The organism is Megamonas rupellensis DSM 19944 (assembly GCF_000378365.1).
GTDB classification, from domain to species: Bacteria; Bacillota; Negativicutes; order Selenomonadales; family Selenomonadaceae; genus Megamonas; species Megamonas funiformis.
Window position 1 is genome coordinate 1 of record NZ_KB899579.1, and the last position, 11895, is coordinate 11895.

General features: G+C 31.7%; 9 protein-coding genes. 2 read left to right on the forward strand and 7 right to left on the reverse strand.

The features are described from left to right. Nucleotides 1–138: 138 nt before the first annotated feature. On the forward strand, nt 139–819 hold the full coding sequence (locus tag F553_RS0106490) for a glucose PTS transporter subunit IIA (RefSeq protein ID WP_018999461.1): 681 nt from the start codon (nt 139–141) through the stop codon (nt 817–819). 104 nt (nt 820–923) lie between these two features. Here F553_RS0106490 and F553_RS0106495 read toward each other — a convergent pair whose 3' ends face one another. From F553_RS0106495 to groES, 7 genes are all read right to left on the reverse strand, one after another. Beyond that, complete coding sequence (locus F553_RS0106495; protein ID WP_018999462.1) at nt 924–3506, reverse strand: FAD-dependent oxidoreductase; 2583 nt, start codon at nt 3504–3506, stop codon at nt 924–926. 174 nt (nt 3507–3680) lie between these two features. Then, nucleotides 3681–6281, reverse strand: a complete 2601-nt coding sequence (locus F553_RS0106500) for a 3'-5' exonuclease (RefSeq protein ID WP_018999463.1) — start codon at nt 6279–6281, stop codon at nt 3681–3683. A gap of 83 nt (nt 6282–6364) precedes the next feature. Continuing rightward, nucleotides 6365–6982, reverse strand: coding sequence for a DUF4337 domain-containing protein (locus F553_RS0106505; RefSeq protein WP_018999464.1), 618 nt, complete (start codon nt 6980–6982; stop codon nt 6365–6367). Between the two features lie 103 nt (nt 6983–7085). After that, nucleotides 7086–7463, reverse strand: a complete 378-nt coding sequence (locus F553_RS0106510; RefSeq protein ID WP_018999465.1) for a MerR family transcriptional regulator — start codon at nt 7461–7463, stop codon at nt 7086–7088. Between the two features lie 103 nt (nt 7464–7566). Further along, nucleotides 7567–8325 (reverse strand): sulfite exporter TauE/SafE family protein, encoded by a 759-nt coding sequence (locus F553_RS0106515; protein WP_018999466.1) that lies wholly within the window; start codon nt 8323–8325, stop codon nt 7567–7569. 140 nt (nt 8326–8465) lie between these two features. After that, nucleotides 8466–10097 (reverse strand): chaperonin GroEL, encoded by a 1632-nt coding sequence (gene groL, locus F553_RS0106520; RefSeq protein ID WP_018999467.1) that lies wholly within the window; start codon nt 10095–10097, stop codon nt 8466–8468. A 57-nt stretch (nt 10098–10154) separates the two neighbouring features. Continuing rightward, nucleotides 10155–10436 carry a co-chaperone GroES gene (gene groES, locus F553_RS0106525; RefSeq protein WP_008538046.1) on the reverse strand — a complete coding sequence of 94 codons (282 nt, stop codon included), beginning with the start codon at nt 10434–10436 and terminating at the stop codon, nt 10155–10157. Between the two features lie 344 nt (nt 10437–10780). On the opposite strand from groES, the gene F553_RS0106530 reads away from it, so the two are divergent. Beyond that, complete coding sequence (locus tag F553_RS0106530) at nt 10781–11755, forward strand: LacI family DNA-binding transcriptional regulator (protein ID WP_018999468.1); 975 nt, start codon at nt 10781–10783, stop codon at nt 11753–11755. Nucleotides 11756–11895: the final 140 nt, after the last annotated feature.

Genomic DNA, 11895 nt, shown 5'->3' on the forward strand with positions numbered 1-11895 from the left:
ATAGAGATAGAAATGCTGCTATAAATATATGGAAGGTTGGGGCATCAACCTTCTTTGGAGAGATATAGTAAGACCTGCTATTTTAGTAGGCAAGTATCGTTTGTATCCAAGAATCCCCTGCATTTAGGCATGGGGAGCATGTCAAAATTAAAAGCTACTGGTATGTCAATTACAGGTATTCCAGGAACATTATTATATTTAAATGAACAATTACCATTTTATATTTTAGTAAATGTCATTTCTTTTGCTGTAGCTTTTACAATTACATGGTTCTTTGGCTATAATTCCAAAATGGAAACAGGAACAGAAAAAGTCGAACAAGAAGAAAATAATACAATGAATAAAGTTGATTTAAATGAAGATAACAAAGTTGTAGAAATTGCAAGTCCATTAAAAGGCGAAGTTTTACCATTAAATGAAGTAAAAGATGAAGCATTTGCTTCTGGTATTTTAGGAAATGGCATAGCTATAAATCCTAAAGAAGGTGTTTTGGTATCACCTGTTAATGGTGTGGTAAATGCATTATTACCTACATTACATGCTATAGGTATTACAACTCAAGAAGGCGTGGAATTATTAATTCATATAGGAATGGATACTGTAAAATTAAAAGGAGAAGGTTTTAAAGCTTTTGTAAAACAAGGTGATGAAATTAAAATTGGGCAAAATTTAATAGAATTTGATATAGATTTATTAAAATCTAAAGGATATTGCTTAGATGTCCCTATTGTTATAACAAATATGATGAATTATACAGAAGTTGTTTGTACAAAAGAAACAAATATAAATATTGGCGAAAATCTTTTATCAATAAAATAACAAAATAATAAAATATAGCAAAATAAAAAGATAGAATACTTTGGTGAATTACACTTTTGTATTCTATCTTTTTTATTTAAATTAAAAAATAATATTAATTTTATTTAGCAAGTAGCGCCACCAACTAAATGTTTTTGTGCTTTTAAGTTTTCTTGCTTACGAGATAAGAGGTCATCTGCTAATAATTGTGCTTCTACATTAGCAAAACCTAATCTATCAATTGTATCAGAGAAACGTTCGCCAGTGATACCTTGTTCACGGAATAAAAGAATAGCTTTTTCGACAATGGCTAAAACTTCTTCTTTAGATGTGAAGATTTTGGATAATGGTTGACCTTCTTTTACGCGTTTGCCCCAACGACCGCCGATATAAACGCGATAACCATCTGTATAATTATCAAAGCAATGGAATGGGCATTTATTTACGCAAAGACCACAATGATTGCAATGTTTTTCATCAATAGTTATTTTTTTGTCTACGACATTTAATGTTTTCATTGGGCATCTATTCATTGGTTGACAAATTTTACAACCATGACATTTTGCATAATCAATTTGAGGAACGCGTTGACCGATGATACCAATATCATTTAGATTTGGTTTTACACAGTTATTAGGACAGCCCCCAACTGCGATTTTGAATTTATGAGGGAGTTTTACATCTCTATATCCTTTATAGAAACGTTGATGAATTTCTTCAGATAAAGCAAATGTATCAATTAAACCATATTGGCAAGTAGTACCTTTACAAGAAACTACAGGGCGAACTTTTGAGCCTGTACCACCTGTTTCAAGTCCTGCATTTTGCATTAGATATTCGCGTAATGGTTCAATATTATCATATGGAACGCCTTGAATTTCCACAGTTAATCGGGAAGTCATTGTTATTTCGCCATTGCCAAATTTATCTGCTGCTTCAGCTATAACTTTGCTTTCTTGAGCTGTAATTTTACCATTTCTAGTGATTACACGACCATTGAATTTATCTTCTGTATTTTTGTCTTGAAGGAAACCTAGAGCTTTTACAGCTTTTATTTCTTCAGGTGTTAATTTAGATGTAGTTTTTACTTTTACATCATTGAAGAAAAGACCACCTTCAAGGGAAAGTGTGTTTGTATAACCTAGATGTCTTAAGCGATTTTGTAAGAAATATGCACGTTTACCTTTAGCACATACTAAAAGAAGTTTTTCGTCTTTGCCAATACCTTCTATAGGTGCATTTACTTTTGCCAAATCTACATATTTAGCACCACGAATACTAGGAGCTAAACCAGCATCAATTACACGATAATCCTTTGCTTTACCAGCTAGATATTCAGCAGGAGTGATGCTGATTAATTTATGGCTTAATTTATTTTGCATAATATGAACTGTTTGTACAAATGGATGAATAGCTGTGGAGAATGGAGGAGCATAACAGAAATCCATACATTCACATTGTTCAATAGTAGCATCTAAGGAAATAGCTGTTACAGCGATATCTACCATTTTGTCTACAGCACCGCTTCCAAGTGCTTGGAAACCTAAGATTTTATGTGTGGATTTATCTACGATTAATTTGGTGATGAAAGAGCTTGCATCTGGATAATAATGAGCTTTATCATCAACGACTGCCATTACAGTTTCTACATCGTAACCAGCATCACGAGCAACTTTTTCACTAAGACCTGTTCTTGCACAGTTTAGTTCTGGAAGTTTTACAATACCTGTGCCTAATACGCCAGGATAATTTTTAGGTGTATTATTTAAAATTTGAGCTAAGAGTCTGCCTTCTAAGTTGGCACTAGAACCCATTGGAGACCATTGAGCAGAATGTGTCATTCTGTTGGAAACCATAGCACAATCGCCAATAGCGTAGATATCAGGTAAATTTGTTTGTAATTGTTCATTTACAAGAATAGTTCCTTTGAACATTTCCATACCTGTATCATTCAAAAAGGCAGTATTTGGTCTGATACCAACAGATAAGATTACTAAATCTGCACTTAATTCACCAGCAGAAGTTTTGAGTGCAGAAACTTTATCATCACCTAAAACTTCTTGAGCAGCAACGCCAGTTAATACGCGAATACCATGTTTTTGTAAATGTTTTTGTACATAACTAGCAATTTCTGGGTCAATTACATTAGGCATGATTTGTGGAGCAAAATCGATAACTGTTACATCAACTTTTTGAGCTAGAAGATTTTCAGCAACTTCAAGACCGATAAAGCCACCACCAACAATAACAGCTTTTTTTACTTGATTATTAGTAACATAATCTCTTATATTTACAGCATCATTAGGAAGGCGCAAAGAGAATACACCTTGTTTTTTTATACCTTCAATAGGTGGAGTGATAGGTGAAGCACCAGTAGCAATAATTAATTTATCATAAGTATAAGAAGCTTCTTCATTAGTGATTAAATTTTTAGCGATAACAGTATGATTATTATTATCCACAGCAATAGCTTCTACATTAGTTAAGACGTTTACACCTGTCATAGCAGCATATTTTTGTGGAGTATTAACAATTAGACTAGAGCGGTCTTCGATAAATCCTCCAATATAATATGGCAAACCGCAACCAGCATAAGAAATATCACCATCTTTAGCAATGATTGTGATATCTAAATCACGATTTTCTCGTTTTAATTTTGCAGCTGCTTTCGTTCCGGCTGCAACACCGCCGATAATTAGTATTTTCATAAGCGGATACCTCCAATAGAATATATACAATTTATTCTAAAATATAGATAGATTAAATTATATTTATTTTAGCACTTATATAAGTAAAAGTATATGAAATTATTTTAAAATTTATAAAATTTTTGTTAAAAGTAAAAGGCATAAATATTATGCCTTTATGGAGAGTAATTATTTTTATTTAATTTTGGTGATGAATTGTTCAGGTATATAATTTAATAGACGACTAGGTCTACCTGAACTAGAGAGAAATAAAGCTTTTTTGGCACGAGTGATGGCTACATAGAAAAGACGTTTTTCTTCTTCAGTAATAGAGCCATTGCGTGTGCTGAAATATGATGGAAAAATATCATCATTCATGCCAGCTAAAAATTCATAATCAAATTCTAAGCCTTTGGCTTGATGAATAGTTATAATAGGGATTTTAGGATGAGAAGAAGTAAGAGCATCTAAATCTGTATTAGATAAACTAGCATATTGTAATAATTCTTTGATGCCATTTGTTCCTCGATGTGAGTTGAGTTCTGCTTTGGCTAATCTAAATAAATTGCGAATATTTTCTAAGCGAACAGCTCCATCTTGAGTTGCATTAGCTTTATAGATATTTACTAAATCGAATTCTTCAACGATTTGAGCGATTAGATTTTCTAAAAGTAAATTGTCATTTAAAATATTATGCAGTTTTTGGAAAATTTGAGCTACATGAATGAATTTATTTTTTTGTTTATTGATTAATTCACTGCGTTTTTTAGCTGTAGGAATAATTTTATCTTCGAGCAATTTGTGCAATAATTCCCATGTAGCAAAAACATCATCTAGAGAATTATGGTTTGATTTTGTTTCAAATTGAAAATGATTACTCAGAAATTCAAGTTTATGATTAGGTAGGTTAGGATAAAAACGACGAACTAAATCTAAGGTATCAAAATTTATATTAGAGAAATCTACAGGTTTTAAGTTATGTTTTAATAGATTTTGATTGAGAATATCCATATCATAACCGCGTATATTATGACCTGTGATGATAGCATCTTGGATGAATTGACAAAATTCTTGAAGGACAAGCTTAGGATTTTCGCCATGAGTTTGTAAATATTCATCAGAAATATGATGTACTTTTTCAGAGTCGCCAACAGGTTTATCTGATTTTAGATAACGATTGAATTCAGCTATTTTTTTCCCTTTGCGAATTTTGATGGCGGATAATTGAATTATATTGTCTGCAAAAATATCTGTACCTGTACCTTCAATATCAAAAACTATGATGTCTTTGGATAAATAAGCTGAAATCAAGTCAGAAAAAGGTTCATAGTTTGGATTTTGGAAATTTGCATTGATGAAGTCAGATAAACGCAATCCATTTTGAAGATATTCAGCAGAAGATATTTGCTTGATAGTGCGAATACCAATATTAGGAATTAGATTTACTAATATTCGTTGTAGGCTAAGATAATCATTAGGATTAATGAGATATTTCATAATGGATAGAACATCTTTTATTTCTTGACGTTTGAAAAAGCGGATATTATCTATTTGAATGAAATGAATAGGTTCTTCTTGATTTTTTTGATTATAAATATTGGCTAGATAATTTAGATGTAATGTTAAGTTTTGTAGATAATTGTTTTGACGAACTAAAATAGCTATTTGCGTAGGTGTTTTTACTAAAGGTAATAAATTTACGATATTTTGAAAAATCCATTGGGCTTCGTTAGCTAGGGAGTTTGCTTGTTTTAATTCTATTTTATGACCGAGTTCACTGCTTTTTGAAAGTAGATTTTTGGCATAGGAATGAAGGATAGTTTCTTTGCAAAAAAGATTTATCAAGGTATTGTATGCCATTTCTAAAAGTAATTTTGTAGAGCGATAATTTTCATTGAAATTAATAATTAAGGGGTTATATTTTTCAGTGAAGGCAGTTAAGATTTTTTGAGGATTAGAGCCACGCCATTCATAAATAGTTTGAAATTCATCGCCACAGAGCATGATATTATTAGCAGGAAAAAGTTTTTCGAGCATAGTATATTCAAAAGAACTAGTGTCTTGCATTTCATCAATCATGATACATTTGTAGCGTTTTCGCCATGATGAGCATATATTTTCGTCTTGAAATAAACGATAAGCATTGGCGATTAAATCTTTATAATCTAAACCGTGCATTTGTTGTAAAGCCAATTCATAGTTGATGATTATATTTAAACCATCAAATTGAAAAAATTTCGTTAAATTATCGCTTTGTCGTTGATTGAATGTTTTATTGAACTTCAAATGTTGATGAAAAATAGTAGTATAATCGGCTTCGATATCTTCGGTATAGATATGTTTTAAAGCTCGTTCTTGCTTTAATTGCTCAATGCAATTTACGATATATTGAATATCTAAGGATCTAGCTTTAGGAAAATTAGCGATAGTTTGTCTGATTAGCGTTTTTTGGTCTTCATCATCAAAGATGACGAATTCCTTAAATATTGTTTGTGCTTTTTTGGCGGTAGTGGTAATCACTTGATAAGCAAAGCCATGAATGGTGCGAATAGTGATTTTATTAGCTGTTTCAAAATCTAATTGCGAAGTGATGCGATTTTTTAATTCTCGACAAGCTTTGTTAGTGAAAGTTAAGCAGAGAATTTCATCAGCATTGGCACGATTTTTATTTAAAATATTAGCTACACGATAAGAAAGTACATTTGTCTTACCTGTGCCAGCTCCTGCACTTAAGAGTATATTTTGATTTAATTCATTGATTACTTGTTGTTGTTTTTTATTGAAAGTAATAGACATGATAGACTCCTGATAAATTTATGTATATTTGTAGTTTAACATAAATAAAACCCCTTAGCATAATAATACTAAGAGGTTTTTAATTACATAGTTAAATTTCTATAATATGAAGTGATAAAGATACTAAATCCAATGATACCGGAAATAGAACCTATATACCAATAATATTTTATTTTACTAAGTGTAGTCAATGAAGATAATAAAATACCTATCTGCAAAAAGATTAAAGCATTACCAAAGTTAGTAGAAATCTCTTTTGTCAATAAATGACGTTGTTCTGCTTCCTGAGCTTTAGCTGTTAAAGTGATTTCTTCTTGCTTATATTGAGCAATTTCTTGTTCATAGATAGCTTTTTTAGCTAAAAGTTCAGTTTTTAAAGCATTATCTGTGTCTTTGAGTTTGGCAAGTTCAATTTCAATAGTATAAAGTTCAGTTTCTAAAGTTGTTTTCTTAATCGTTTTTGCTTGGTAGTTTGACCAGTGGTTAAAAGCTTCATTTTGAGTAGTTACTACTTGGTTGCCTAGACTTGCAGCTTTGAAAGAAGCTAGTGTGCCGACAACGGCTAAAATCAAGGTTGTAATTGCTACTAATAATTTTAAAGTTTTTGACCATGGCTTGTGGATAACTTCTTGTTTATATTCTGCTATAAAGTTATCATCTTCATCATTTAAATTAGTTTGTTGTTTCCTATCGGGGTCCATAAATCATCTCTTTCTTTTGTTTATAAATTTAATACATAGTTAATTATAACTTAAAACGATAAGAAATAGCAATGTTTTTATTTGTTTATAATTTAATTTTAATTTATTTGCTTAATAATTTTTTCTCGGCAGGAATAATGATTTCTTCATAACGGTCTACTTTTTTATTTAAACGTTCTATTACTATATTCATAGCATCAATTTGTTTTTGTAGGCGGTCGCGTTGTTCAATTAAGATATCTTTGCGAGCTTCTGCTGTGTTTTCTTGATAAAAGAGGTGAACATAATCAATCAATGCTTCGATTTGAACGCCAGCAGAACGCATACATTTTATAAATTCAATCCAATTACATGATTCTTGGTCAAAATCACGAATACCATTTGGTTTGCGTGGTACAGGTGGAATTAAACCAATACGTTCATAATAACGAATAGTATCGGGGCTGAGATCATATTTTTGACTTACTTCTTTAATAGTCATATTATCACGTCCTTGTTAAGTTTTATACTTAAGAATATAATAGCATTTGAAGTAAACTCTAAGTCAATGATTTTTATTTTGAAAGGAATTATAATTATATAGTTTAGTGGAATAATAAAAGAATTAAGCCCCCAACTGTTGGCATAGCGACAATGGCAAATTTTAAGATTGGTTTTGGTGCTAGATGTGTAAATTTTGAGCCAACAAAAGCACCTATCATTAATCCAGATACTGTTTGTAGAAAAATAGTGAAATCTAAATTTCCAGAAGTGAGATAGCCTAGACCACCAGAAGCAGAAATAGGAAGAATAATCAACATACATGTTCCGATGGATTTTAAAAGTGGAACACCAAATATAATTAATAAACTAATTTGAATAAAAGCAGCAGCTCCTATGCCAAAAGCACCAGATAAAAAGCCATTGATACAACCGACTAATATACCATAGATATAAAATTTTTTGCCAGCTAATGATGTAGTTGGAACTTTTAAATATTTATTTAATAAATCATTATGATATACTTTTATATACAAAATTAGAGCTGATAGAATAATCATTAAAGCAGTAAAAATACTTAAAATATTTTCGGGTATGAATGTGGAAAATTTAGCACCAATGAAAGCTCCAATTACACCGCCTAAACCAATGATTAGACCAGTTTTTAATTCTACTTCATTTTCACGTAAATGGCTTACAACACCAGATATCATAGTAAAAACCATAGAAGATAAGGCAACACCTAATGCTATATGAATAGGAATGTTAAAACCAACTGTAAGTAATGTAATAGTAACACCAGCGCCACCTGCTCCAACAAAACCAATTAATGTACCTAGCAATAACATAGATAAAAATATCATAAAAAATTCACCTCGAATTTTAATTTTTTATTATAGATTTTATTATAAAAAATAATAGTGATAGTGTAAAAGAAAAAGCCTAGTGAAAATTCACTAGGCTTAATTTGTTTATTTAATTTTATTTGATATGAGATGTTAAATTACATCATACCAGGCATTCCGCCGCCCATGCCAGCACCAGCCATAGCAGCAGGATCAGCTTTTTCAGGTTTATCAGCAACGATTGTTTCAGTTGTGAGAACCATAGCAGCAATACTTGCAGCATTTTGTAATGCACTACGAGTAACTTTTGCAGGGTCAACGATACCAGCAGCAATCATATCCATGTATTCGCCAACTAAAGCATTGTAACCAATGCCTACACCAGCGGATTTTACATGTTCAACAACTACAGAACCTTCAAGACCAGCATTGTTTGCGATCTGACGAACTGGTTCTTCAATAGCACGTTTTACGATTTCAACACCAGTTTTTACATCGCCTTCAGCTTCAATGTTTTCAAGAGCAGGTTGAATATCGATGAAAGTAGTACCACCACCAGCAACGATACCTTCTTCAACAGCAGCACGAGTAGCATTTAAAGCATCTTCGATACGGAGTTTTTTATCTTTCATTTCAACTTCTGTAGCAGCACCGATTTCAATTACAGCTACGCCACCAGATAATTTAGCAAGACGTTCTTGTAATTTTTCTTTATCGAAATCGGAAGAAGTTTCAGCGATTTGTTTTTTGATGATTTCAGCACGAGCTGCGATTTCAGCTTTGTCGCCAAAACCGTCAACAATTGTAGTTTCTTCTTTGGAAGCACGTACTTGACGAGCACGACCGAGGTCTTCAAGTTCTACGCTATCAAGTTTACGACCAAGTTCTTCACTGATTACATTACCACCAGTTAAGATAGCGATATCTTCGAGCATAGCTTTACGACGATCACCAAAACCAGGGGCTTTAACAGCAAGAGCTTTGAATGTACCACGAAGTTTGTTAACTACGATAGTAGCAAGAGCTTCACCGTCGATATCTTCAGCGATGATAACGAGTTCTTTACCTTGTTTTACAACTTTTTCAAGGATTGGGAGAATGTCTGCGATTGCAGAGATTTTACGGTCAGTGATAAGAATGAAAGGATCATCCATAACAGCTTCCATTTTATCTGTATCAGTAACCATGTATGGAGAAATGTATCCACGGTCGAATTGCATACCTTCTACAACAGAAAGGTTAGTTTGCATACCTTTGGATTCTTCAACAGTGATAACACCGTCTTTTCCAACTTTTTCCATAGCGTCAGCAATTAATGCACCAGTTTCTTCATCAGCGGAAGATACGGAAGCAACTTGAGCGATAGCTTCTTTACCTTCAACTTTTTGAGCTTTTGCTTTGATTTCTTCAACTAATGCAGCAACAGCTTTTTCAATACCTTTTTTGAGAACCATTGGGTTTGCACCAGCAGCTACGTTTCTCATACCTTCACGAATCATAGCCTGAGCAAGTAATGTAGCAGTAGTTGTACCGTCACCAGCGATATCGTTAGTTTTTGTAGCAACTTCTTTTACAAGCTGAGCGCCCATATTTTCGAATGGATCTTCAAGTTCAATGTCACGAGCGATAGTAACACCATCGTTAGTGATAGTTGGAGCACCGAATTTTTTATCTAAAACAACGTTTCTGCCTTTTGGGCCAAGTGTAACTTTAACAGCGTTAGCGAGTGCATCAACGCCTCTACCAAGAGCTTGACGAGCTTCTTCGCCAAATAATACTTGTTTAGCCATTTATAAAGAACCTCCTAGGATTATACATTAAAATTGTAATTAATTAGTTTCTGTTAATTATTCAACAACAGCTAAGATATCGCTATCTCTAACGATTAAATAATCAGTACCATCGAATTTTACATCAGTACCAGCATATTTAGAGAAGATTACTTTGTCGCCTACTTTTACATCAAGAGCAACTTTTTTGCCTTCTACATATTTGCCGTCGCTTACTGCAACAACAGTACCTTCTTGTGGTTTTTCTTTTGCTGTATCTGGTAAAACGATACCACTTGCAGTTTTAATATCGCCTTCAGAAACTTTAATAACAACTCTGTCGCCTAATGGCTTAATCATTGTATATTCCTCCTATGCGTAAATAGATTTTATAACTAAGTCAATTTATAGTTGTTAGCACTCTTTATAAGTGAGTGCTAACTCACAATTCCTATAATAAACAATTTTACAGAAAAAATCAATAGTTTTTAAGAAAAAATTTGATTTTTTGTCTTATTAAGGAAAAATCATTTAATCTTAAATAAATAAGCTTAAATTAAAATATTATTTAAAAATTTTTGAACATGTTTAAGTATTTAATGAAAAATAAAAATACAAAATTATTTAGTAAAAATTGTTGTTTTGTTTCATTTGATTTATGTTATAATTTATTTTATCTATTTGTATTATAAGGTGGTTATAGTATGGCTAGTATTAGAGATGTAGCCAAATTGGCACAGGTGGCACCAAGTACGGTATCATTGGTATTGAATAATAAGGGTTATGTATCAGAGGCATCAAGAAAAAAAGTATTAGATGCAATAGAAAAGTTAAATTATGTACCGAATGAGTTAGCAAGAAATTTATATCGTAATAGTACAAATATAATTGGTATTATTGTACCTGATGTAGCACATCCTTTTTTTGGGGCTTTTATTGGTGCATTAGAGATAGCACTTTATAAATATAATTATAAAATAATGGTTTGTTCAACGATTGAAAGAGAGAATGCGGAACATGAAATTGTAGACATGTTAAGAAGACAAATGATAGATGGTATTATTATGGGTTGTCATTCTTTAGAAGTTGATTTATATGATAATGTCAATAAACCTATTGTGGCTTTTGATAGAATTATTAATAATAAAATACCGATTATTCGTTCAGATCATGAGAAAGGTGGAAGATTAGCAGCTCAAGCAATGTTAAAGGCTGGTTGTAAGTATCCTCTACAAATAACAGGTATAAAAAATAGTTCAATGTCAGCATATTTACATCATAGTGCATTTAAAGATGAATTATCTAGAAATGGAATTGAAGTGATAAATTATGAAATGGAATGGAATAAATTTGACATGAACTATTTTAAGCGAGTTGCTGTCGATGTATTTGAAAAATATCCCCATATTGATGGTGTATATGGTGCTGATATGGTGGTTTGTGCATGCTTAGGTGAAGCACGTAAGCGAAAATTAGACATACCAAAAGATATAAAATTTATAGCATATGATGGAACTTTTATAACAGAAAGTAGTTTTTATAATATAACTGCTATTGTTCAACCTATAAATATATTAGCTCAAAAAACTGCAGAAATGATAGTTTCTTTGATAAAAAACGAAAATATAGAAAAAGAGGTAATTGTGCCAATATCTATACGATATGGTGATACTTGCTAAGATAAAAGGAATAAATCCTTTTATTAATATAAATATCAGAAAATAAATTCTTTTTTGTTGTTTTAAAAAAATGTTGATTTTTTAAAAAGATAGTGATATTATTATTTCAGGAAATATAAAACGCGTTTGATATAGAGTGG